Source organism: Paenibacillus sp. FSL P2-0089, from assembly GCF_038595095.1.
Lineage (GTDB): Bacteria > Bacillota > Bacilli > Paenibacillales > Paenibacillaceae > Paenibacillus_AQ > Paenibacillus_AQ silagei.
Genome location: NZ_CP152006.1, coordinates 3,226,356 through 3,250,494, shown reverse-complemented (window position 1 = coordinate 3,250,494; position 24,139 = coordinate 3,226,356). Strand labels below are relative to the sequence as shown.

25 protein-coding genes are annotated in these 24,139 nt (G+C 52.1%); 5 read left to right on the top strand and 20 right to left on the bottom strand.

Annotated elements, in window-relative coordinates; genetic code table 11:
• Positions 1 to 19: 19 nt before the first annotated feature.
• Together NST69_RS13415 and NST69_RS13410 are read right to left on the bottom strand one after the other, a co-directional pair.
• Positions 20 to 535, bottom strand: a complete 516-nt coding sequence (locus tag NST69_RS13415; protein ID WP_036694132.1) for a sigma-70 family RNA polymerase sigma factor — start codon at positions 533 to 535, stop codon at positions 20 to 22.
• Between the two features lie 61 nt (positions 536 to 596).
• A complete protein-coding gene (locus NST69_RS13410) occupies positions 597 to 1,160 on the bottom strand; it encodes a TetR/AcrR family transcriptional regulator (protein WP_342549572.1) in 564 nt (187 codons plus the stop codon).
• A 165-nt stretch (positions 1,161 to 1,325) separates the two neighbouring features.
• Here NST69_RS13410 and NST69_RS13405 point away from each other — a divergent pair, with 165 nt between their 5' ends.
• Positions 1,326 to 2,030, top strand: coding sequence for an NAD(P)H-binding protein (locus NST69_RS13405; protein WP_342549571.1), 705 nt, complete (start codon positions 1,326 to 1,328; stop codon positions 2,028 to 2,030).
• 177 nt (positions 2,031 to 2,207) lie between these two features.
• A complete protein-coding gene (locus NST69_RS13400; protein ID WP_339256404.1) occupies positions 2,208 to 2,420 on the top strand; it encodes a hypothetical protein in 213 nt (70 codons plus the stop codon).
• A 153-nt stretch (positions 2,421 to 2,573) separates the two neighbouring features.
• Here the strand turns inward: NST69_RS13400 and NST69_RS13395 are convergent, their stop codons facing one another.
• From NST69_RS13395 to NST69_RS13370, 6 genes are all read right to left on the bottom strand, one after another.
• Positions 2,574 to 2,888, bottom strand: a complete 315-nt coding sequence (locus tag NST69_RS13395; RefSeq protein ID WP_342549568.1) for a hypothetical protein — start codon at positions 2,886 to 2,888, stop codon at positions 2,574 to 2,576.
• A gap of 142 nt (positions 2,889 to 3,030) precedes the next feature.
• Positions 3,031 to 4,485 carry an N-acetylglucosamine-specific PTS transporter subunit IIBC gene (gene nagE / locus NST69_RS13390; RefSeq protein WP_342549566.1) on the bottom strand — a complete coding sequence of 485 codons (1,455 nt, stop codon included), beginning with the start codon at positions 4,483 to 4,485 and terminating at the stop codon, positions 3,031 to 3,033.
• Between the two features lie 43 nt (positions 4,486 to 4,528).
• On the bottom strand, positions 4,529 to 5,050 hold the full coding sequence (locus NST69_RS13385; RefSeq protein WP_339256400.1) for a PTS glucose transporter subunit IIA: 522 nt from the start codon (positions 5,048 to 5,050) through the stop codon (positions 4,529 to 4,531).
• Between the two features lie 21 nt (positions 5,051 to 5,071).
• Positions 5,072 to 5,938 (bottom strand): PRD domain-containing protein, encoded by an 867-nt coding sequence (locus NST69_RS13380; RefSeq protein WP_036728836.1) that lies wholly within the window; start codon positions 5,936 to 5,938, stop codon positions 5,072 to 5,074.
• 186 nt (positions 5,939 to 6,124) lie between these two features.
• Positions 6,125 to 8,857 (bottom strand): CHASE3 domain-containing protein, encoded by a 2,733-nt coding sequence (locus NST69_RS13375; protein ID WP_342549564.1) that lies wholly within the window; start codon positions 8,855 to 8,857, stop codon positions 6,125 to 6,127.
• Between the two features lie 71 nt (positions 8,858 to 8,928).
• Positions 8,929 to 9,324 (bottom strand): DivIVA domain-containing protein, encoded by a 396-nt coding sequence (locus NST69_RS13370; RefSeq protein WP_339314053.1) that lies wholly within the window; start codon positions 9,322 to 9,324, stop codon positions 8,929 to 8,931.
• Positions 9,325 to 9,511: 187 nt separating this feature from the next.
• Here NST69_RS13370 and NST69_RS13365 point away from each other — a divergent pair, with 187 nt between their 5' ends.
• Positions 9,512 to 10,075, top strand: coding sequence for a TraR/DksA C4-type zinc finger protein (locus NST69_RS13365; protein ID WP_339314052.1), 564 nt, complete (start codon positions 9,512 to 9,514; stop codon positions 10,073 to 10,075).
• Between the two features lie 107 nt (positions 10,076 to 10,182).
• Here the strand turns inward: NST69_RS13365 and NST69_RS13360 are convergent, their stop codons facing one another.
• Positions 10,183 to 10,542, bottom strand: a complete 360-nt coding sequence (locus tag NST69_RS13360) for a helix-turn-helix transcriptional regulator (RefSeq protein ID WP_036694148.1) — start codon at positions 10,540 to 10,542, stop codon at positions 10,183 to 10,185.
• Positions 10,543 to 11,209: 667 nt separating this feature from the next.
• Between NST69_RS13360 and NST69_RS13355 the strand changes: the two genes are divergently transcribed.
• Both NST69_RS13355 and NST69_RS13350 read left to right on the top strand, forming a co-directional pair.
• Entirely contained in the window at positions 11,210 to 11,662 is a 453-nt protein-coding gene (locus tag NST69_RS13355; protein ID WP_342549562.1) for a MarR family transcriptional regulator, read from the top strand.
• A gap of 40 nt (positions 11,663 to 11,702) precedes the next feature.
• Positions 11,703 to 12,221, top strand: coding sequence for a GNAT family N-acetyltransferase (locus NST69_RS13350; protein ID WP_342549561.1), 519 nt, complete (start codon positions 11,703 to 11,705; stop codon positions 12,219 to 12,221).
• A 110-nt stretch (positions 12,222 to 12,331) separates the two neighbouring features.
• On the opposite strand, the gene NST69_RS13345 is transcribed toward NST69_RS13350, so the two are convergent.
• The 11 genes from NST69_RS13345 to ftsY form a co-directional block, all read right to left on the bottom strand.
• Entirely contained in the window at positions 12,332 to 12,976 is a 645-nt protein-coding gene (locus NST69_RS13345) for a general stress protein (protein ID WP_342549560.1), read from the bottom strand.
• Between the two features lie 108 nt (positions 12,977 to 13,084).
• Positions 13,085 to 15,577, bottom strand: a complete 2,493-nt coding sequence (hrpB, locus tag NST69_RS13340) for an ATP-dependent helicase HrpB (RefSeq protein ID WP_339256389.1) — start codon at positions 15,575 to 15,577, stop codon at positions 13,085 to 13,087.
• 218 nt (positions 15,578 to 15,795) lie between these two features.
• On the bottom strand, positions 15,796 to 16,206 hold the full coding sequence (locus NST69_RS13335) for a DnaJ family domain-containing protein (protein ID WP_339256387.1): 411 nt from the start codon (positions 16,204 to 16,206) through the stop codon (positions 15,796 to 15,798).
• A 151-nt stretch (positions 16,207 to 16,357) separates the two neighbouring features.
• Positions 16,358 to 16,738: a GIY-YIG nuclease family protein gene (locus NST69_RS13330; RefSeq protein ID WP_036728853.1), complete on the bottom strand. Its 381-nt coding sequence runs from the start codon at positions 16,736 to 16,738 to the stop codon at positions 16,358 to 16,360.
• Positions 16,739 to 16,763: 25 nt separating this feature from the next.
• Positions 16,764 to 17,552, bottom strand: coding sequence for a DUF2087 domain-containing protein (locus NST69_RS13325; RefSeq protein WP_342549559.1), 789 nt, complete (start codon positions 17,550 to 17,552; stop codon positions 16,764 to 16,766).
• A gap of 155 nt (positions 17,553 to 17,707) precedes the next feature.
• A complete protein-coding gene (locus tag NST69_RS13320; RefSeq protein WP_036728856.1) occupies positions 17,708 to 18,052 on the bottom strand; it encodes a DUF1801 domain-containing protein in 345 nt (114 codons plus the stop codon).
• 27 nt (positions 18,053 to 18,079) lie between these two features.
• Complete coding sequence (locus NST69_RS13315; protein ID WP_036728859.1) at positions 18,080 to 18,889, bottom strand: SDR family NAD(P)-dependent oxidoreductase; 810 nt, start codon at positions 18,887 to 18,889, stop codon at positions 18,080 to 18,082.
• A 205-nt stretch (positions 18,890 to 19,094) separates the two neighbouring features.
• Positions 19,095 to 19,961, bottom strand: a complete 867-nt coding sequence (locus NST69_RS13310; RefSeq protein WP_076077821.1) for a transglutaminase family protein — start codon at positions 19,959 to 19,961, stop codon at positions 19,095 to 19,097.
• Positions 19,958 to 20,911 carry an alpha-E domain-containing protein gene (locus tag NST69_RS13305; RefSeq protein ID WP_339256384.1) on the bottom strand — a complete coding sequence of 318 codons (954 nt, stop codon included), beginning with the start codon at positions 20,909 to 20,911 and terminating at the stop codon, positions 19,958 to 19,960. The genes NST69_RS13310 and NST69_RS13305 overlap by 4 nt, the downstream gene beginning before the upstream one ends.
• 29 nt (positions 20,912 to 20,940) lie before the next feature.
• Positions 20,941 to 22,404 carry a circularly permuted type 2 ATP-grasp protein gene (locus tag NST69_RS13300; protein ID WP_342549558.1) on the bottom strand — a complete coding sequence of 488 codons (1,464 nt, stop codon included), beginning with the start codon at positions 22,402 to 22,404 and terminating at the stop codon, positions 20,941 to 20,943.
• 736 nt (positions 22,405 to 23,140) lie between these two features.
• On the bottom strand, positions 23,141 to 24,133 hold the full coding sequence (gene ftsY, locus NST69_RS13295; protein ID WP_036728871.1) for a signal recognition particle-docking protein FtsY: 993 nt from the start codon (positions 24,131 to 24,133) through the stop codon (positions 23,141 to 23,143).
• Positions 24,134 to 24,139 lie beyond the last annotated feature (6 nt).

Genomic DNA, 24,139 nt, shown 5'->3' with positions numbered 1-24,139 from the left:
TCTTTCCTCCCGGATCTCATTATTCTTGCGGAATGGATTTCACCGCATGGTGTTTCAGTTTGGCTGTCGCCCGGCTTAACAGGGTTCCGACTACTGGCGGCCTCACTCCCAGCTCCCCGGCGATCTCTGCATAGCTGTAGCCCGAATACTTAAGCAGCAGGGCCTGCCGGTCCCGTTCGGGAAGATCCTCCAGCCAGCTCCGCACATCTTCCTGATCCAGCTTGCTGAGGACTACTTCTTCCCCCGTAGGAGCAGAAGCACCCGCATCATATAACAGCTCCTGTTTGTTGATCAGACGCCGCTCTCTCACCCGCTGGTTCAGATAATCATATCCGATCCGTGTTAGCACTCTATGCAGCCACGCCCCCAGAGCCGCGGGATCATCCGGCGGATTTCTGTAGAGTCTGATAAAAACCTCCTGCGCCAGATCATCGGCAGCACTCTCGTCCCTCACAAGTGCCGCCAGCTTGCGGCGCACACTCGGGTAATGCTCATAAAAGATTAATTTGTATGGGTCTGATTCCGGAATATTCATTAGGTAAATCCTCCTTATCCGCTGCAGCTATAAGTAAGACGAAGGCTAAGGCGGATTTGTATCACCTTGCCTCAAGATTTCTCTCCAGCAAGTTCCCGATCCGCTGCGCCATTACGTCTGGAGGGAGCGGCTGTCCATTCTTGAACCACCATTCCACTACCCCAACGATCGCCGATCCCAGAAACTGGATGTCCACGTTTCTGATGTTGGCTGAATCCTTGTCGCTCCCTCCAGACAGGCTGTTATCCTTCTCCAGCTCGCCGAGGAAGAATTCAAGAAACCGCCCGCGGAAAAACACGCTGCCTTTACTCCCCAGCAAAACAGAGAAGAACATCGAATGCTTCTCAAAATATTCAAACCACACCAATCCCATTTCGGTATATCCGGCGGCATCGTCTGAACTTTCGCAGATTTCGCGTATATTGCTGATATGCTCTTCTATGAGCTTGTCCAGAAGATCAAATTTATCTGTGTAGTGAAGATAAAGGGTTCTACGGCTGACATCCGCTCTATCAGCAATGTCCTGTATTGTAATTTGATCAAAATCCTTTTCCAGCATCAGCTCAATAACAGCCTTTTTTAGGGCTTCCTGGGACTTGCGTATTCTCCGGTCGATCTTTAACACTCTATCCTCACCAGCTTTCCTGCAGATTACTGCACAATTCCGTTGAAGTCGTGAATTAATGCACAGAATCAGGCTTTTTAAGACTTGTATCGATTCTTGTTCTGCTTATTATTATACATACATGCTTATTAATTCACGACTGTGCATTTAAAGGAGAATATTATAATGAAAATTGCAATTATCGGAGCCACTGGAGGAACTGGAAGAAAAGTAATGGAGCTGGCACTTGCAGCGGGACACGAGGTGATAGCTGTGGTACGCAGACCGGAGGCGCTCTCCCCTGCAGCGGGGCTCACTATCCGGCAAGGGGATGTATTCGACAGATCCAGCATGATCCTGGCCCTCGCCGGAAGCGAAGCGGTCATCAGCTGTATTGGTCCTCCAAGCAACTTCTCCCCGGATGCTGCCGGCAAGAAGGGCCTTGTAAATCTTAAGGCAGGCAAAAATGTCATGGCAGCGAACTTCTCGCCGGGTACCGTCATGTCAGAAGGAATTCCAAATATCCTTGCAGCCTGTCGGCATCATGGAGTTCAGCGGCTGGTGATGCAGAGCGGGATTAATCTGAGTGACGGAAGGGAGTTGTCACTCGTCAACCGCTGGGCTGTCCGCTTGATGCGCCGCATGTTCCGCAAAGCGATTGAGGATAAGGCAGCCGCTGAACAAGCAGTAATGCGCAGCGGATTAGACTGGGTAATCGTACGGGCATCCGTGCTTAAATACGCAGAGAGTTCTTCTAATTATACGGCAGGCCCATCGGCCCGCATCCATCCGCTCCAGGCGCTGCCTTATGCTGCCTGTGCCGACTGCCTGCTGCGTGCGGCAGGCAGCGAACCGTCCTGGACCCGCAAGGTGATCAACGTCGGACGATAAGGAGCAAGCGGACGAATGAGCAAAGCACAGAAGAGCCTATACAAACGCACAGAAATAGCCCTCCCGCACGCGGTAGGACTGATATCTGGTGTATATCCATAAAAAGGTTGATCTCACCAATAAAATATAGTAGTTTATTAGGTGTAAACTATTATAAATTGAAAGGTGGAGCTAAGGATGGAACAGAAATGTATGGAAATGATGATGAACATGTGTATGGAAGACATGATGTCGAAGATGAAGAACATGAAGATGTGCATGGAAAGCATGAACGAAATGGGCATGATGAACATGGATATGGACAAGATGATGACTCAAATGCAGCAGTGCGATGAAATGATGACCATGTGCATGACCATGATGCGTAATGGAATGGAAATGTCCAAGTAAGTCCAAGTACACGACGGCAAGCCCTTGAGAGTGAATCTGCGAAATTCACCTTTACTGTGCATGTCATGGCTGAGCAGACTAACTGCATGCCATTTTTTAGTAAAACTATATTATCTCTATATCTACCTCTTCATATCTCCGATTATTACTTCTCTATCTAATCTTGATATACCGCGCTTGAAGCTGCTTGGCCACGTGAATCCGCTCCATCTTCAGCTCCCAAATCCGCTCTTTCCACAGAGCGCTATCCGGTGTATCCTCATGCTCTCTCAGCTTCTCGAATAATTGCATCAGCAGTCCGTTAATATCATCGAACCGCGTCCATAGCGCTCTCACGCTATCCACTTGTTTCTTTTCTTCGACAAGCGCCTCATAGTTCTTCAATTGCTCCAGGAGATCAGCCTGCCACTGTTCATCGTTAATTGCCTTGGCATAATTCAGCAAATCCAGATAATCATCTATAGACAAAGGGACCGACTCCTTTTTTCTTTATACCAAGTATTATACTCGGTATTGTAGATATTGCAATAGTCTGCGCACAAAAAAACAGACATCCTGTGAAGGATGCCTGCATGGAATTCCCTATTCTGCTGTGCTAACAAGCTTCAAGCTACATCAGCTTCTTAATATCATCCTTCAGCTGCTCGGACTGTGGTCCGAACACAATCTGTACGGCACCCTGACCAAGCCGCATGACTCCCGATGCACCAAGCTGCTTGAGCGCGGAATCCTTAACCGCCTTGTCATCATTCACGTTAAGGCGCAAGCGGGTGATACAAGCGTCAATGCTACGGATGTTCGCAGGACCGCCGATGTTCTCCAGAATCTTGGCGGCTCTGGAAGAAGCAGACACGGTCGCCCCGCCGTTGGACAGTTCAATGACCTCATCCTCCGTCTCATCCTCGCGTCCAGGAGTTTTGAGGTTGAACTTGACGATAATGAACCGGAACAGCACATAATAGAGGACGAAGAAGCCAAGACCAACCGGAATCAGCACCCACGCATTGGTGGAGAGCTTCATGTTAAGCAGGTAGTCAATGAGCCCGGCAGAGAATCCGAACCCTAGCTTCACATCCAACACATACATCAGGAAGCCGGCAAAACCTGTAAGCAAAGCGTGTACCAGATACAGCAGCGGTGCGATGAACATAAAGGAGAATTCCAGCGGCTCCGTAATCCCTGTCAGGAAGGAAGCAATCGCCGATCCGATGAAGATGGATGCGACCATTTTGCGCTTCTCCGGTTTAGCAGTATGAATGAACGCCAGGGCTGCACCCGGCATAGCGAACATCATAATCGGGAAGAAGCCTGTCATGAACATTCCCGCAGTCTTATCTCCGGCGAAGAAGCGCGTCAGATCTCCGTGAACAATATCCCCTGCAGCGTTCGTGAAATCACCGAGCTGGAACCACGCGATGGCGTTGATTACATGATGCAGGCCGAACGGAAGCAGCAGACGGTTAGCTGTCCCGAATACGAATGCCCCTGCCCCGCCGAGACCGACAACCCAGGTACCGAAGTTACTGATGACATCCTGAATCGGGCTCCAGATCATGCCGATCAGCACAGCAAGAATCATAGTGGTTATAGCGGTAATAATAGGTACGAACCGTTTGCCTGCGAAGAAGCCAAGCCAGTCGGGCATTTTGATAGTATGATATTTCTTGTATAAGTACGCAGCCCAGGCTCCGGCAAAGATCCCGCCCAGCACGCCCATATTGAGCTTCACATCATCGGCAATGAACGGCATTTGGGCTGGAAGCACCTTAAGAATACTGTCCAGCACCTGATAAGCAATGAGGGCAGACAGCGCGGCAACCGCATCCCCTGCGAACCCGATCGCTACCCCAATTGCAAAAATCAGCGCCAGATTACCGAAGATTGCGCCCGCACCGGCATTCAGGAAAGGAGCCACATACTGGTTGAGGAATCCCCCTACGGTACTGCCCAGATGGAAATCCTTCTCATAATTAATCAGTCCGAACCCTTGCAGAATCGCTGCCGCCGGTAAAGTTGCGACTGGAAGCATCAGAGATTTCCCTAACTTTTGTAGAAAAGCCAACATAATGAAATCATCCCCCTGGTTTCATATTAAGTACATGTATGTTCTAAGGCTGTGAAGCTACTGCTGTTGTAAGAACACTGCTTGTTCCTGCCGTAACCTGGCCGTAATGGCAATCCACTTCCGGGGTGTCCTCCCCGTTGCCCGTTACAATTACCGGAGTGATCGTACGATAACCCGCAGCGCGGATTGCCTCCAGATCAAATTCGATCAGCGTCTGCCCTGCCTGCACTTCATCTCCGGTGGCAATATGGCTGATGAAGCCTTCGCCCCGTAAGCTGACCGTATCAATTCCGATGTGCATCAGCAGTTGCAGACCAGAGGCATGCTCCAGGATTAGAGCGTGATTGGTTTTGACCACATGCGCAATTTTTCCGTCAAAAGGGGCCGTTAAACGTCCCTCTATAGGTTCTATGGCGATGCCTTGGCCCATATGCCCACCGGCAAAGGTCTCATCCGGCACTTCCGTTAACGGTACGGACTGTCCGCTGACCGGAGCGTATATCTCCAGGCGGGTTACCGCCTCAGTAGGTTTCTCTTCTTTTTTAGCTTTCCATCTCGAAAACATAAAAGTCACTCCTTGCTGCTGCTATTTATTCTTCTCTATGGTCTGGAACAGCCGGTGCAGATGCATAGCCAGGAAGCAGATTTCTTCTTCGGGTACGTCTACACTGAGCTTGCCTTGCATGACTTTGCCCATCCTTTGCGCGAGCTTGTATTCATCCTTGTATTCCTTCTTGATATGCTTCACAAAAGGATTGTCGATGAGCGAACCCTGCAGAATCCGTTCAATCGAGAATCTCAAGTGAACCATCAGCCGGACATGATTCATACTGCCCTGCTCAAAGCGGATCTTGCGTTCACTGCGGATCATCTCCATCAGCTCACTGACAATGTTGGAGGCCTTCACAAGCTGGCCCACCGGCACATTGCTGACCGCAGAATAGACGTGGTAAGTAAGGAAACCGACCTCGTCCTCAGGAATCTGCACTTCAAAGCCTTCGCTGATCTTCCCCGCCGCCTTGGAAGCGATCTCAAATTCCTTGGGGAACGTCATCCGGGTCTCCTCCAGGAATGGATTCACAATGTCCATCCCGCTGCGCAAGCGGAAAATGGTGAATTGGATATGGCTGGGGAGCGCCAAATAGATCTTGTCGTTTAACTTGCCGGGAAACTCACGGGCGATATCAGAGATAATCTCATCCGTAATCCTCATGACCTTGGGATCAATGTCCTCCAGCAGAATCTGATACTGACTCCATTCCTCCCGGTCCTCCAGCCGAAACAGCTTTTCAATCCGGGGATCATCCGAATCAATAACACCCGTATCCTTAAGCGCAAACCCGATGCCCTTGCCGATAATTACATATTCCTTGCTCTTCTTGCCGCCCTCTACCATTACGACATTATTCCCAATCACCCGCAGCACCTGAAATTGTTCAGTGTCCCTCGCCAAGTTCCCCCTCCTTTCCGCCCATATCCTGATTTTTTGCACAAAAAAGAGCCAAGACTGGACTCAAAGTATTGAGTACGAATCTTGGCTCATGCCCTGTTAAGGTAACACGCCACTGCATATAAATGATCATTTATGAACCCATCATAAAGCATACCTTGTATTCCCGTCAATGGGTTTTTGGAAAAGTCAAATGTACCGGCACATTCGTGTAATGACGTCCTGTATCAATACCGGCTTGCTGATGAAATCAGTGGCTCCGGCGGCCAGGCAACGCTCACGGTCTTCCTTCATCGTCTTGGCAGAGACCGCAATAATCGGGAGGTCGGTGAGATGCATCTCCTCACGGATAATAGACAGCGTGTCATATCCATCCAGAACCGGCATCATAATATCCAGTAGCACGATATCCACCTCCGGCTGCTCTCTAACCACTTGAAGACATTCATACCCTGTCTGAGCGGTAATGATGATCATTCCGTAGGGCTCCAGACCCTTCTGCAAGGCATAAATATTGCGCATATCATCATCCACAATCAGGACAGTTCTGCCTTGCAGCATGGCGTATTCTTTCTCGAACAGGGAGTCCCCGCTATTACCCGGCTGCCCTGTATCATGAACGGTTCTGGAGTGCTCCGCCCCGGCTGCAGTCTGAGCCAGCTCCGCCGGATGGAACGGTTCTTCTTCACTGTCCAGTTCACGGCAAGGGAGATACAAGGTGAATGTACTGCCCTTGCCCTCTTCGCTCTCCAGGCTGATATGCCCGCCCAGCAGCTGAGCCAATTGCTGGGAGATGGACAAGCCCAGACCAGTTCCCCCGAATTTGCGGGCAGTCGTTCCGTCCACTTGGCGGAAGGCCTCGAAGATCAGCTCACGGTTCTCTTCAGAGATGCCGATTCCGGTATCCTGGACAGCAAAGGCCAGTACCGGCCCCTCTGCTATGTAACTCTGATCTGAATATTCCGCCAGCTTGGTAATCTCCATGGTAACAGAGCCCTGCTCCGTGAATTTGAAGGCATTGGACAGCAGATTCCGCAGAATCTGGTGCAGGCGCATCTCATCGGTGAAAAACAGATCCGGAACCTCAGGGTTCAGAGTTACGTTAAACTCCACATTCTGCGCTTCTGCAAGCTTGCCGAAATAACCCTGCAGCAGCGAAGGCAGCTCGGTGAGATTGACGGCATCCATTTCCACCAGCATTTTGCCCGCTTCCACCTTGGAAAGATCCAGAATATCGTTAATCATACTAAGCAGATCACTTCCGGAATTGTAAATGACAGAGGCATAGCCCAGTTCTTCCTCGGTTAACGTATGATTGCGGTTTTCCGTCAGCAGCTGTGAGAGAATCAGCATACTGTTCAGCGGTGTCCGCAGCTCATGCGACATATTGGCCAGGAATTCAGACTTGTAGCGCGAGCTCTGTTCCAGCTGTTCATTGTACCGCTCCAGCTCGATCGCTGCATTCTCGGCTACATATTTCTGATTCTCAAGCTCCTTGTTCACGGTTAGCAGCTCGCTGGTCTGACTCTGAAGCTCCTCCGTCTGCATCTGCATCTCCTCGGACTGAGTCTGCAGCTCTTCGGATTGAACCTGAAGCTCTTCGTTCATCACCTGTGATTTATGCAGAAGCCTCTGGATCTCCATCCGGGTCTTCACCGAATTCACGGTAACCCCCATCATGTCCAGCAATTCCTTCAGCAGCTCGAAATGGTAAGGCGCCCAACGGGTCAGCGCAGCAATCTCCAGTACAGCAACAGTCTTGTTCTCAAAAATAATCGGAGCAATCACAGCGAACCTCGGCGGCGTTCTGCCCAGAGCGGAGCTGATGGAGATATAGTCATCAGGCAATTGCTCAATCACATTCATCCGCTGATCCAGCGCACATTGACCTGCCAGGCCTACTCCCGGCTGAATAACCTCGGGCCCGATGCGTTCTTCCTTATTCTCTGCGCCTGCATAGGAATAGATGCGCTCGAACAGTTCCTCGTTATTCACGACGTATATACTGGCATACTGCATTTCCAGCATAACCGACAACCGGCTGACAAAAATTCTGCACAGCGAAGGCATATCAATGGTCTCTTGCAGGGCAATCGACATTGAGGTGAGCTGTTCACTCGTCCACTGCTCCCGCTGCACGTTATCCAGCAGCCCGTTCGTCGCTTCGCCCAGGTCATAGATTTCATCCAGCGTCTTCACCTTAATGCGCTCCGAGCGGTTACCGCCGGAGGCAATACTGTTGATGGCCTGTATGACGCTGTGCAACGGATTCACAATGCTGGCCGAGAGCAGATAAGTGATGAGCAGCGCAAGTACGACCACCAATCCCCACAATATGTACATGGTAATCAGCAGCTTATGATTGCTGTCCTTCAGGTTGCTGATCCGGTCGTTCGTGAGCGTACGTTCGATGTCACGGAAGTAATCGGACTGGGAACGGATCGTATCGACGAGATTTTTTCCCGTATCGTTGCGAAAAAAAGCGTTGACCGCTTCCGTATGACCATTCTTCTTCAGCTCAACCACATGCTGTCCGGCAACATCGACCCACTTCTCGATATTATCCGTAATCGTGTCCAGATTCCGTACCTGCTTCGGGTTATCGGCAATGAGATTATTCAGCTTCGCTGCATTAATCCTCCACTGCACCAGCCCGTCATTATACGGTGCCAGATAGGACTCATCATCGGTAAGGACATATCCCCGCTGTCCAGTCTCCATATCGAGTACATTTTTCTCAATTTGATATGTAAGTTCATGAACTTCTATATCATGATCGCTCAAGAACACGGTTTCTTTCTCCAGGCTGTTAATCCGGCCAGAGACTATAATCAGAAATAGCCCCAGCATTAATAATATGATGACATATCCAAGTGCGATTTTGCCGCGGATCTTCAAGCTCCAAGCATGCTTCTCCGGCAATGGTCCTACCCCCGTCCAGAGTTATACTTATGCTGCATATTGTTGTCTCTCACGCTGTGGCTGCACAGGGCTTACAAATACCCCTCCGTGCGGGGAATGGGCAATCTGTCCTTGAGCTGACGCACATTGGCTTCCAGCTTGATGATAATATCTTCGAGATCCTGCGGATCAATGCCCTTAATAATCGGCACAGGGGCCGGAGTGGTTGCGGTCTTCACCTCTGCCTTCAGCTCTTTCATCTCAATCTGCTGCTCCTGCCATTTATCCATCAGATCCGCTATGGTAGCATAGAACCGTTCATAATCCTTAATGACGCTGTCCAGGAACGTATCCACCTCTTCGGCATCATAGCCGCGAAGCTTCATACTGAATTCCTTTTCATGAATGGTAAGTGCATCAAGTGTAATACCGAGCTGGCTGAACAGCTTTCTCTGCTTATCCAGCCGCCGTTTCATATGTTCGTCCATTTCATAACCTCCAAGTGTATGCTGCATTCATCCGGCAGGTATTATTATAACAGGGTGAAAGCAGCATGAAAATATCACTAAAGTTACAATTCAGCATAGGGATGCCTGCTGATTGCCCTATAACACATTAGGGTAAGGAAAGATTACGACAGTATAACTACTAATCAAGCTGAAAGGAAGATGACAGATGAGCCACTTAACCAAAGACCAATTGACTAAGCTTAGAGCCTCGCTTGAAGAACGCAAGGCTGAACTGGAACAGCATTTCTCCGGCAATGGAGCAGAAGACAGCCTGCTTGGCGATTCCCTTATCCTCTCAACGGGCGAGCTCTCTTCGGTCGATAACCATCCCGCCGATACAGGAACAGAGACGTTTGAACGCAGCCGCGACCTGTCCATCAACACCTCGCTATCCGAAGAATTAACGGAGATCGAAGCTGCTCTTGCGCGGATGGATAACGGAACGTACGGCATCTGCGAAGCCAGCAAGCAAGAGATTCCTTATGAGCGGCTTGAGGCCATCCCCTACACCCGCTATACCGTGGAGCATGCCCCAACCAGCCGTGACACCGGCGCACGCCCTGTGGAAGAAGAGGTTATGACCCCGCCGCCAGCCGGTGCAGGCGAAGGACGTCAGCAGAATAGCGGAAGATTTGATGACGCCGGTGCCTGGGAAGCCGTCGAGGATTATGGCAGCGCAAGCTCGCCGGTAACCCCGCCGGGCCAGGATTCTGAAGATGAGGATTCCTGAGCCGGCTGTTCACGACTTGTGAGGCTTCTGGATAGACTGATATAGATGAGTCCGCCGGAACGTGGCCAGATCGATATGCATGAGCCCGCCAGCTCGTGGATCTCCCATCAGAAGTTGTCTGCTACTGCCTTATTAAGAATACCAAGACAACGGTCCAGATCGGCCTTCACCTGCTTCTTATATAGTTTGGCCTTCTCCTCCCCGTCCGAAGTGAAGTGATACAGGACAATCTCCTGAAAATCGACCTTCGGATCGCTCCCCTTAAGCTGCTTGGTACGGTAAAGTATCCCTTGCTGCACCAACTCATGCAGAGCGCGGTAAATTTCACTTTGGGGAGGCGAATAGCCATGAGCTTTGAAATCTCTGCGCAAATCCTCCAGCATCTGATAACCATACCCCTTGTGTTGCTCCACCATTGTAATCAGATATACCTTTATAAACGCCCGCTGAGCAATCATAAACGCCATAAGACACCTCCCGGGGTGTTTTTTTGTTAGAATCCTTAGAGAAGAACAGCCATAGCCCCTTGTCACTTAATTCCGGCAGTCAAATGATGTGGGTAGCATTTCCAGCTACAACTCTAGTATAAACTCTATTTCCCAGTTTTCACAACAAGTTATATTTTATAGTTTCATTTTTCCGGTGCGGAGTTTAGGTTTACTTTTTCCGTTTTGAAGAAGATAGGTACGCATATGGTGAGACGGTTAGATGGTATAAGTAGATACGGCTGGTGTTTTCATGTACTCTATTGTGAATTTTTCATATAATGAAATTATATTAATAGAGTGCGACTTTAACTTTCGGCGCCTGACACCCGTTGCTTATTACCTATGCAGAATAAAGGTTATTGTGGATGAAATATGTCTATTATTAATATTTTGGGGTTGTTATTATGAATTTTTCATATGATGAAATGACATAAATAACTTCGCTCCTCGCCCTCCTCACAGAAGATCACTCTTATGTATAGAAGGGCCGTTCTGAGTGCGGCAATACATTGATCTTGAGGGGGGAGGTACGCATGTTGTTTGATTGCTTGGTGTTGTAGATTTATTTTGTTGTAATTGCAACAAAAATCATGTATTATTTTAAAACTATAGGCTTGGAAAATACATGCTCAATGGGGCTGTGATTATGAAGGAGATTCTACGCGAGGTTGGAATGATTGCCCGGTCACTGGACTCGATCAGCAATATCGAATTTAAGCAATACGACCTTACCAGGGGGCAATATTTGTATCTGATGCGGATCTGTGAGCATCCGGGGATGATCCAGGAGAAGCTGGCTGAAATGATTAAGGTGGACCGGACAACGGCTGCCCGTGCTATACAGAAGCTTGAGATTAACGGTTTTATTGAAAAAAATGAAGATCGGCATAACAAAAAAATCAAGAGGCTGATTCCTACAGACAAAGGGCAGGCCGTCTACCCTCTGCTCAAAAGGGAGAACGATTATTCTAGTAGCGTAGCGCTGTCCGGCTTCTCCGGAAGTGAGGCAGAAACCCTGGTAAAACTCCTGCAAAGAGTCAGGTCCAATGTGGAAAAAGACTGGGAATATGTAAAAAAGGGAAACAAACGAGACTATTGATTTACAAGGGATTATTAATTATACAAAAGGAGAATTATTGATGACTATATTGATAAAGAGATGCTCTTCCGGCGATCTGGAGACCTTGCAAAAAATCAGTATCGAAACGTTTACGGACACCTTCAAAAATCAAAATTCACCAGAAGCTATGGAAGCTTATTTGAAAAGATCCTTTCATACAGAGCAATTAAAAAAAGAATGTGCCAACCGCCATTCTGAATTTTATTTCATCTATTATAATGAAGAAATTGCCGGGTACCTGAAGGTTAACGCCGATGATGCCCAAACTGAACATATGGACAAGGACTCGCTTGAAGTGGAACGGATCTATATTAGAAGACCCTTTCATAGGCTGGGGCTAGGGAAACAGCTGATTGAGAAAGCGGTGGAAATCGCGGCCGAAAAGAATAAGAGGAAGCTCTGGCTGGGGGTTTGGGAACAAAACGGAAACGCAGTTGCCTTTTATACAAAATTGAATTTCGTACAGACAGGAACTCATTCTTTCTATATGGGTGACGAGGAGCAAACAGATCTGATCATGACCAGAATCATCCTCTAGCACAATTAATTTAATCAGCACAAAATCAAGCACAAAGAACTGCCCGGGCATGTTCGCCGCAGGCAGTTCTTAAGTATGCTATAGGAGCGGGCTTAAGCCTGCTATAATTTTTAGATTTTGCCGCGGTTGTAGAGGTCCGGGTCACGGTCTGCATTCATCGAGCCTCTGTTGCCCAAGGTATTGCCAACCGTCGTGTCCCTAGGGACCAGATCAGGGTTAGTTGCTCCGCGGTCAGCCAGCGTATCCTCCGGATACAGGCTGTCGTACCGGCCGGAGTTGAGTGAACGGTTGCCCCGGAATACGGTATGGATATCTCTTCCACGGCCGTTGTCATCGACCAGGACGAGAATTTTGCCGCTGTCGATGTAACCTTCGTAATCTCTGGCCTCATCCTCGGGAATGCCGAGTCCGATTAATCCGCCCACCAGACCGCCTGCTCCTACTCCAATGGCAGCCCCTGTTAACGTAGCTGCGATTGGGCCTGCGGCAAGGATTGGACCAATTCCCGGAATGGCCAGCGCACCGATCCCGGCTAGCAGTCCGGTAATTCCGCCCACTACGCCGCCGGTGGCCGCACCTGTAGCAACGCCTTCCGGCGCCATCGTTCCTGTATCCTCGGAGATGTGTTTCAGGTCATCTCGATCCTTCGTAATTACTGAAATCTCATCGTTCGTGAAGCCTTGACTCTGCAAACTTTCAATTGCTCTGGTTGCTTCTTGTTCCGTATCGAATACGCCAATAATTTTCTCTGTCACTTGAAGCCCTCCTTCGTAATTGTTGTTCGCTACTCTATTACCCGTTCACGCGGTGCCCAAACAGGAAAAGCATCACCGGATGAATTAATACCTGATACCCCTCTCATTCTATTTGGTAGGACGGGTACGGTTGGTCGGCACTGCCTCCAGCGGATTATCCGGCCAGTAGTGCTTGGGATAACGGCCTTTCAGATCTTTTTTCACCTCGAAATAAGTGTTCTGCCAGAAGCTGGCCAGATCTGAGGTGATCTGCATCGGCCTTCTCGCCGGAGACAGCAGGTGCAGCAGCACCGGGACCTTCCCTCCGCCGATCCGCGGAGTATCCGTCTGCCCGAACATCTCCTGCAGCCTAACTGCCAGTACCGGCGCCCCGGGATTACTGTAATCCAAGGGAACCCGCGAACCGCTCGGTACCTTAATATGCGTCGGCGCCTCCTTGTTCAGCTGCTGGCGGCTGTTCCAGTCCAGCATCCCCTCCAGCGCCTGCGCCAGCTTCACCCGCTGTAAATCACGGAGATTCCGCATCCCTTGTATAAAGGGTGCCAGCCATTCCTCCAATGTATCCTTCAACGCCTCATCCGACATATCGGGCCAGTCGGCCCGCTGCGAGTGCATGAATTCCATCCGCTGCCGCAGCTGGAGGGTTCCCTTCTCCCAAGGCAGCAGCTGTAGCCCTTCCGCCGCGATCACCTTCAGCAGTACGCTCTCTGTCTCCTCGGAAGTAGCCCGCTCATGGGTCGTCTGCTTCAGAATGAGCGCCCCCAGCCGGGTCACTCTTCGCGCCTTCACGCTTCCGCTCTCACTGTCCCAGTAGACTTCGCGCTCCTCAAGAAGGCTGTCCGCATGATGCTTCAGCAGGTCCTGCTCGGAGAGCGCTGCGGCAAGCATAATCCGGCTCTGCCCGGCACGGTCATCCACGCCGGGTGCCACGATGTAGGGCGAGCGCGCCAGCGGCTGCCCCTCGCGCATCGCCGCCCCCCGGCCGCCGGAGAGCAGGAACGCGCCATTGCCGCGCTCCTGCCCGATCCGGTCGGGATAGGCGAACGACAGCAGCAGGCCGCTGCGGCTGATGTCGCCGGGCCCTTCTCCCGGCGCTGCCTGCAGCTGCGCCAGGAAGCTGCGGCTCTCGCGCTGCACCGCGCGCAAGGCCGCCGGGTCCGCTCCGCCGCTACTGGCGGAGCGCTCGAACCCGAGCAGCGCCTCCACGCGAAGCGTGAGGTCGCTATCTAGAGCCGCGGGACCCCGGAAGAGGTCCCGCTCCTGCAGCAGCGCAGCGAGCCTGGCGGCGAGCGGCGCAGCTGCAAGGTCTGCCGCGCGCAGCAGCATATGCGCGATGCGCGGGTGCGCGCCAAGCACGGCCATGCTGCGGCCGTGCGGCGTAATGGCGCCGCCGGCGTCCAGCGCACCGAGCTGGCGCAGCAGCGCCGAGGCCTGCGCGTAAGGCGCGGCAGGCGGCGCATCCAGCCAGGCGAGCGCTCCCGGATCGCGCACGCCCCACAGCGCCAGCTCCAGGGCGAGCTGCGCCAGGTCGGTCTCCATGATCTCCGGCACGTTGTCGTCCGGCAGATGATCATGCGCCTCTCGGCTCCATAGCCTGTAGCAGACGCCTGGTGCTGTGCGGCCTGCCCGGCCGCGCCGCTGATCGGCCGAGGCCTTCGAGACCGGCACCGTCGTTAAGCGCGGCATGCCGGTACGCGCAGAGAATACCTGCGTCCGGCGAAGCCCCGTGTCAATCACCGAGCGTACCCCTTCGATTGTCAGACTCGTCTCGGCAATGGAGGTTGCCAGTACGACCTTCCGTTCGCCTTCCACTGCAGGAGCCACCGCCGCATCCTGCTGCGGCTGCGGCAGTTGGCCATAGAGCGGCCGCAGCACCGTTCCCGGCGGCAGACTTCCTGATGCCAGCTCCTGCTCCGTCCGGCGGATCTCCCGCTCGCCGGGCAGAAAGACTAGCACATCCCCCGGCTGCTCAGCAAGCGCGCGCCGGACAGCGGCGGCTGCGGATTTCTCAGGGGTAGCATTGCCTGCCTCCAGCACATAGACCGTCTCCACCGGATACGTCCGGCCCGGACAACGGACGACCGGCGCTTCGCCCAGCAGAGAAGCTACGCGTTCTCCGTCCAGGGTCGCCGACATCACCAGAATGCGCAGATCCTCGCGCAGCACACTCTGCGCTTCAAGCGCCAGTGCCAGTCCAAGATCCGCATGCAGACTTCGCTCATGGAACTCATCGAAGATCACAAGACCCACATCCCCCAGCGAAGGATCGCTCTGGAGCATTCGCGTCAGCACGCCTTCCGTCACAACAACAATGCGTGTATTCCGCCCCACCTTGGTATCCATCCGCATGCGATAGCCTACGGTCTGACCCACACTCTCCCCCAGACAGGACGCCATATAAGCTGCGGCCGAACGCGCTGCCAGGCGTCTGGGCTCCAGCATCAGAATGGTTTTACCGGTCAGCCAAGGCTCCTCCAAAAAAGCAGGCGGCACCGCCGTTGTCTTCCCCGCTCCAGGTTCGGCAATCAGAACGGCCGCTGCACGGTCTGTCAGAATTCTCTTCAGGTCAGGGAGCACCTGCATAATCGGAAGCTGCTTCATTTCATCTCTCCATCATCTGCTAAAAGTTAAGTTAAATCTCCATCTCCCTATCATCGGCGAATTCATTCCAGATATCAAGCAGTTCATTGCTTCTGCAAGATAGATGCCCCGTTCAACAATACACTCCCACCTAATCTCTGCACAAAAACCCCCGGTTCCATGAACCGGAGGTCTCATACTTACTTCAATACTCGTCTACTCACCCGTTTCCTCACCCACTACTCCCTACCATCCCGTTCCACCCCGGTCAGCCGCTGCCCGATCGCGTCCCCGTAATCTGCATATGCAGCATTGCTTTCCAGACCCCGTTCCTGCAAAAGCATCTGAAGACGCAACCGCTTCAGCGAGAGCTTGCCCTCCAGCTCCTTGCGTTCCCCGGCAGTGCTGCTGCCGCTGCGGTGGCAAGCCACCAGCAGCTCTTCGAGCGTTACGCACTCTGCCCGCAACGTCACTTCCTCCGGCAACAGCCCGGCGTTCTTCATAATCTTGTAGGACATCCGCAATTCCTCCGGTACGCCGGAGAGATCCTCCAGCGCAAGCGGCTTACCGTGCCCCGGCAGATTGGAGAACTCTCCGCTGCGCATCGCTTCCTGAATTCTCTGTTCTGCAAGCCAAGATAATATAGCCATCCACACCGTTCCTTTCATCAGCGCCCCGTTGCCCTTTTACATTCCAAACGGCACATTCTGCTACAGCTTTGTCCTTATTTTAGCACGGGTGCTGCTGAAATTCATTCCCGGTTTGCCTGTAAGTTATCGCTTCTTATCACCAGGCAGAAAGCTATTTCTGCTTATGATATCCGCGCTCCCCGTAAGGAGACAACTGCTCCAGCCACTTACTCTCCATGTCCGGCAGCATCTTACGGTACTTCTTCAGCTCCTGTACATCGGCCACGAAATCCTCCTCCGGCTTAATCTGCTCCAGCACCTCGAAGCGGAAGCCGGCTTCACCCCGTTCATTCCAGTCTTCCTGCAGCGCCTTGTTGTCATGGCCTTTGATATCCAGCATGAACTTATGCTTATTCCAGACCCCGTCCAGATTCAGGCTGCTTCCCACATACATTTTGTCATTGCCGGTGTTCACAATCCGGTATACCCCCATCGGCCTGTGCGAGTGTGCGTAATTATATCCCAATTCCTTGCGTCTGGTTTTATCCGTCATTACTTCTCTCCCCTTCTTCTCTCCGTTATAATTTCACCCAGTAGCTGCTTCCGTCTTCTTCACGGTCCAGCAGCCCGTAATCGATCAGATACCGCCGGAGCGTCACGTAATCGGGGTAAGCGGCTTCGAGCACCGCATTGATTTCCTTCTCACTATACTTGCGCCCGGTCTCAAAACGCTGCAGCAAATGGCGCAGGATAGCCGCCTTCCGCTTCTGCCGCTTAGGGAACTCTGACAACGGGCCGTCCGGCCCCTGTTTGAAATAGGTGCCCAGAATCTCGGCGTTCTCCTGCTCGGTAATCGCGAACCGTTCATCAACCATCACAGCCGTACGCGGAATACTCACAAAAGGCGATGAAGCTCCCGGCTTCTCCTCCGCCAGCTCCATAACCGCCAAAAACAGCTTGGCCTGCTTCACCTTCTCGCGAAGCGTGAACCGGTGGTTACGCACCGTGGAGGTGCTGCCGATCCCCAGCTCCTTGGCTGCTTCTGCATCGCTAAGACTTTGGCGGAAGGCCTGCAGCAGCCCCTTCTGCAATTCGGTTAACCCGCTGAGCTTCTTGTCCAGCGTCAGCAGCCAATGGAACATCCCGCCATGAACCCTGTCCACATGCAGAGCTGCGAACTTCTCCGCTTCGTAATACTGCCCTTCATCCTTATAGATCAAGCCCTTCTCGAAGGCAGCTCCGCAGACCAGACAATAATACTTTTCCGTCCGCTCTTCCGTCTCCACATTATAGCCCTGCTTCAATTCTGCAATGGACGCAATCCAGAATTTCTCCGATATCCGCACTGCTTCATTCTCTTCTTCCAACTGGACCACCACACCCTTTGTTTACTTTTATATAGACATATTATCATTTCGTTTGTTATTTTACAACCATCTAATTAGATTGTTTATAGCAAAAGAAAAACACCGCCAATCATGGCAGTGTCTCTATATCCCGGAGGATCGCTATTTATCAGTTCTTACAATGCAGCAGAAGCCTGCTTCAGCAAGGTAGACAGCAGTTCATAATCAACAGCCTTGCCCTCCGTCAGCTTGGTTGTGAGACGATCCCCGCTCCCCGCTTCGAATTGGCCTTCAGGCACTTCCAGCGCTGCTGCGTTGAAGATGGAGAAGCTCACCCAGCCTTTGGCGGTAGAGAGGACAGCGGCATATTTCCCGTTTTTGAGAAAATGCGGTTTGCCATACTGAATTCGTTCCGCTACCTCCGGTATAGCCTCGTGAATGACCTCACGCAGCTTGGAGCCTATCTCCGATTGCCAGGGCAGCTTGATCTGAGCAATGTAATCCGTCACTTCTTGGTTCATGGAATCACCTTTTCCTGGAGAATGAACTTAAGACAGCAGCGACTCCGCACCGTCAATCACAATCTGCGAGCCGGTAATATGAATGGATTCATCCGAGGCCAGGAACGCGACCAGATCGGCGACATTCTCCGGCTTGCCCGGTCCGTCTGCCAGCGGCTGTGCTCCTTCAGGGAATTCAATTGGAATGACAATGGACTCCACATCATCGTTCCACTCCGTGCTCTCGTCGATATTCGTGGCAATCGCTCCCGGGCAAATGACATTGACGCGGATTTTGAACTTGGCCAGCTCCAGTGCAGCCATCTTGGCAAAAGCGACCTGACCGGCCTTAGTAGTACTATATGGTGACCAGCCGAAGCTGGTAAATCTGCTGTTGCCGTTGATCGAGCTGGTAATAATAATACTGCCTTTGCCCTTCTCCTTCAGATGGGGAATGGTGTATTTCAGGGTCAGGAAGGTGCCAGTGAGGTTGACAGACAACGTCTTCTCCCAATCATCCACGCTCAGCTCCTCTATCGGCCCGACCACTCCGTTAATGCCAGCATTGGCGAACACAATATCCAGACCTCCGAAATGCTCCACGGTTCTGCGCACCGCTTCCTCCATCCGGCCGGCATCCGAAGTATCCACATCAATAGCTAACGCGCAATCCCTGCGCAGCTTATTCAATTTCTGTTCAAGGATTGAAGTACGTTCGTTCACCAGATCGAACAAGGCGACATTCGCACCTTCACGTGCCAGCTGAATTGCTGCCGCTCTGCCGATTCCCGAGCCCGCACCTGTGATTATGGCTGTTTTCCCTTGAAAACGCTGCTTTTTTGCTATATTGGGGCTCATATGTACACTCTCCTTCCGTGAATACCATTCTGCATGTAATGGCTCTGTTTCAAGATTACCCAAATGATGCTTGATTATAATCATGTTATGCAAAAAATTGCACAAGCTCAGTGCAACATGCACAGCCTATCCGCTTGATAAGCCCCTGCATATCTTGTCTGCAACAGCAAAAACCCCACATCTGCGGGGGCCTGCTCTGGCTCATTTAATTTTCCAGCTGCCGTACATCCACCTTAACCGTAAGCGTGCCCGCTGCTCCGCGGTATACGCCTTTGACCGGAACGATATCCTTATAATCCCGTCCATGTCCAAGCTTGATATACCGCCAGTTCACTTCAACATTATTGGTCGGATCGAAGCCCAGCCAGCCCGTACCCGGAATATGTGTCTCCACCCAGGCATGGGAGGCCTGTTCGAAGTTCGCATTGCCCCCCTGCAGATCCCCGACAAAATGGTACCCGCTCACATACCGCGATGGCAAGCCGACACTGCGGCAGACCGCAATCATCAGATGCGCATAGTCCTGGCAGACTCCGCGCTTGAGCATCAGTGCTCTTTTTACCGTAGTATTGACGCTTGTCGCCTCAGGATCGTACGTAAACTGCTCATAGATGGTGGACGACAGCTTCCGGGTCCATTCATACATATCCTCTGCATCCTCAAAAGGATGCTGCGATGCAAATTCCACCAGCTCCGGCGTCACCTCGGTGTACCGGGTAGGCAGAATAAACTCTATATACCGGTTCTGAAATTTCTCGTCATTCAGCAGCTTCACCTGCTCCTCCAGCGGAATATGCGGCAGATCCGTGCCCTGCGCCTTGTCGAGCGTGACCACGGTCGCTTTGGTGTGAATCACCATTTCCGTGTGCGGCTTATTCACCGAATAGGCATGGACCCGGTTGCCGAAGAAATCCTCATAGGTTAGCAGATTGGCTGGCGGGTGCACCTCCACCTCATGGTGATAGCAGGATTGCCGGTAGTTCGTGCGCGGCGTCAGCCGGATCTCATTGACACTGTCCGTCACCGGCTCGGGGTAGCTGTAGGTGGTTGTATGGTTGATCTGTATTTTCATACCGAGACTCCTTCACGGCGAAAAAAAGCACCGTCCATCGTTCGGCCGAGCCTCTGACAGGATATCATCAGTGACTCCAGCACATCCAGGGTCAGGTCCCCGGACATCTCGTCCTTCTCCATATAATCCAGCTCCGCCTTGATCTTGCCCGCCTGCCGGATCACCTTCTCATGCCCCGAGCCCTTCTCTGTAGTGTCCAGCTCCAGCTTGGCCAGATGCTCCTCCAGCTTGTGGAACGAGAAGCGGATCGAACGGGGGAACAGCGGGTTCACGATCAGGAATTCCAGGATGCACTCCGGCGACATATCATCAGCATAATACCGGCGGAAGGACTGATATCCGCTCACCGATTTCAGCACGGCCTGAAGCTGGGTATAGATAGAATTGATATCCTTCGACTTGCAGGATACGGTGACGGTCTGCAGGATACGCGTCGTATTCTCCGCCCGCTCCAGAAACCGGCCGCTCTCGATGAAATGCCATTCATTGCCCCGGAGCATTACCGATTGCTCCGCGCCAAGGAACATCGCCGCCCGTTCCTTGACCTGCTGATAGAATTGATGGGGACCGCGCATGATATCCGCTACCGACTGCTCCCCCAGCCACAGGTTGAAGCCGTTGACAATATCCCACAGCTCACTCGGCAGATGCTGGCGCAGGGTGCGCAGATTATTCCTGGCCTGATGCACACAGGAGAATAGAGAATTGGTATTCCCCAGATCCAGCGTAATGAAGGATAATACATCCTGCTCGCTGAAGCTTTCGAACTGCCGCAGATATTCACTCCGTACCCCAAGCGCGTCAATCAGGCGCGACCACTTGTGGCCCTCTTCCTTGAAATCCTCTTCCTGCTGGATATGGTAATGTACGTCGATCAGCCGGGCGTGATTCTCAGCCCGTTCAATATAACGGCCGATCCAGAATAGAGCCTCCGCATTGCGATTCAGCATTCTAGCCACCCCTTTAACGTAGATAGTCTCTAGGCCATTACCCAGGTATCCTTCACTCCGCCGCCTTGGGAGGAGTTCACGACCAGCGAGCCTACGCGCATCGCTACCCGGGTCAAGCCCCCTGGAATGACATGCGGCTTGCGGTCAGCCCCCATCAGCACAAATGCCCTCAGATCGATATGCCGCGGAGCCATACTGCCTTCTGACAAGACCGGTGCACGGGACAGCGACATAATCGGCTGGGCGATATAACGCTCGGGTTCGGCCAGTATTTTGAGCCGGAAGTCTATGAGTTCCTCCTTCGTCGCCTCACTCCCGATCAGCATGCCGTAGCCCCCGGAGAGAGACGTCTCCTTCACCACCATTTCAGACAGATGGTCCAGCACATACTGGCGCTCTTGCGGCCGTGACAGCAGATAGGTCGGCACATTGCCCAGAATCGGCTCTTCATTAAGGTAATAGCGGATCATATCCGGCACATACACATACATGGCCTTGTCATCGGCTACCCCGGTTCCGGGCGCATTGGCAATCGCGATATTCCCCGCCCGGTAGGCATTCATCAGACCTGCAACCCCCAGCAGCGAGCTGGGCTGAAAAGCAAGCGGATCAATGAAATCATCATCCAGGCGGCGGTACAGCACATCGACCTTGCGCAGACCGTTCATCACCTTCAGGTAGATTTTGTGGTCCTGCGCAACCAGGTCGCGGCCCTCAACCAGATGAATGCCCATCTGCTGCGCCAGAAAAGCATGCTCATAATAAGCCGAATTGTATTCCCCCGGTGTCAGCAGGGCAATGACCGGGTCTTTGGTCCGGGACGGGGACAGGCTGCGCAGCACGGAGAGAAAACGGTTCAGACTGTGATCCACATCGCGGATCGAGCTGGCAAACGACAACTCAGGAAAAAGCTGATTCATGAGCGATCTGCCTTTGAACAGATACGAGAAGCCAGAGGGTGTACGCAGATTATCCTCAAGCACATAATACTCGCCGTCATGATGGCGGATCAGATCGATCCCTGAAGTGGTGATATACGCACCGCCGGGTACACGGAGTCCGGTCATTTCCGGCCGGAAATAACAGTTCGAAATAATCATCCGCCTCGGCACTATACCGTCCTTCACGATGTATTGCTCATGGTAAATATCATGAATGAACAGATTCAGTGCGGTAATCCGCTGCACGATGCCCGCCTCCAGCCGTCCCCATTCCCCCTTGGGGATAATGCGCGGAATCATATCGAAGGGAATCGTCCGCTCCATAGGCTGATCCTGTGCCGGGTTGTACAGTGTAAAGGTAATGCCTTCTTCCATCATCCGACGCTGCATCAGCTTCTGCTTCTCTTGCAGCTCTTCGGGGCTCATCCCGGAAAACATGCGGTTCACATGCTTGTAATGAGGCCGGACGTTCCGTTCATCCGCATACATCTCATCATAGAAATGCTGCAGCGGATACGGAGACAGACCGGGCAAAGGATCTAGTTTGGACATGAGCCCGACTCCTCTCGGATCAGTATAATGTGTTATGTTTCTTGACAAATAAGTTCAAAATTTAGAAGTTCACCACGAAAATATGATTTACTACCTTCATAATACGTAAATGATATTATCCATGTCAATATATATAACAGCAAAATGGAGTTTTTGAACTATCCTGCCGCTTTGGAATCGCTTCCTTTCTCTTAAACTTGCTTTTCGGGGTGCTGCATGATGATTCCACATCCAATTGTATGCGGGGATGCTGACAAGCAGTACTATTATGAATTTTTCATATGATGTATTTTTAATATAATTTCTTCGTGTTCTTTGAAATGCCAAAAGGGGAGTAAGCCGAAGGATGGTATGTACTGGTGGAGGCTCCTTTCGGCAGAGGAGGATATGTCCGTGGCGGGGGATTCTGCGCGGGAAGCCAAGAAGCGGCAGCCCCGCAACAACAGGTGGACAAACGTATCTTAATTCTTCGATTTCTGAGGGATAGGGGAAAGCAAGCGGAAAAACTACAACTGCTAGTGTTAGTATCAGCCACATGGGCTGAAATGCACTCAATTAAGTGTTGTTTTTCCAACTCCTGCCCTAACAGAGACCTTTCTTTCATCAGCAAGTGGAGAAAGTCCAACTTTTTCCTCTTCCCCTCCCCTCTCAGCGGGTCCAATCCGTTCAACAAAAAACCTCCCCGGGAATATTTCATTCCAAAGGGAGGTTGCTTCGCAGCTATCTATTGTTGTGGTTATTCTTCCGAATCTGCTTCTTCCGAGATCATGCCTGCGAACAGGGCATGCACGAACTGGTCGGAATCGAACGGCTGGAGATCTTCCATTTTCTCGCCCAGACCAACCAGCTTCACAGGCAGGTTCATTTCCTGGCGAATCGCTACCACGATTCCGCCCTTCGCCGTACCGTCCAGCTTCGTCAGTACCAGGCCGGTCACGCCGCTCTTCTCGCCGAACAGCTTGGCCTGGGTGAGCGCATTCTGCCCGGTGGTGGCATCCAGCACCATAAGCACCTCATGCGGCGCGCTTGGAATCTCGCGCTGAATGACACGGAAGATCTTGTTCAGCTCTTCCATCAGATTGCTCTTGTTCTGCAGCCGGCCTGCTGTATCGCAGATCAGCACATCCACACTGCGCTGCTTGGCAGCCTGAACCGCATCGAACATCACCGCTGCCGGGTCCGATCCCGACTGCTGCTTGATCACATCCACTCCGGCACGCTTGCCCCACACCTCAAGCTGCTCAATGGCTCCGGCACGGAAGGTGTCGCCTGCCGCCAGCAGAACCTTCTTGCCTTCCTGCTTGTAGCGGTGCGCCAGCTTGCCGATGGTCGTCGTCTTCCCGACTCCGTTCACGCCGACGAACAGGATCACGGTAATGCCATCCGGATTCTCGTTCAGACTGTTGTCATCATCTCCGCGCAGCAGCTCCATCAGCTTGCGGGAGAGAATCGGCTGAAGCTCTGCCGCGTCCTCGATCCGCTTCTGCTTCACTTCGGCACGCAGCTCCTCTACCAGATTCATGACCGTATTCACGCCGACATCAGCACCGATCAGAATCTCTTCCAGCTCCTCATAGAATTCTTCATCTATCTTTTTGCGGCGGATAATCAGATCCGAGACCTTCTCAACGAAGCCCTTGCGTGTTTTCTCCAGACCGTCGCGGAACTGTTTCGTTACGCTTTCCGTTTTACCGGAAATGCTGTCTTTCAGTTTTTTGAAAAAACTCATATGCTT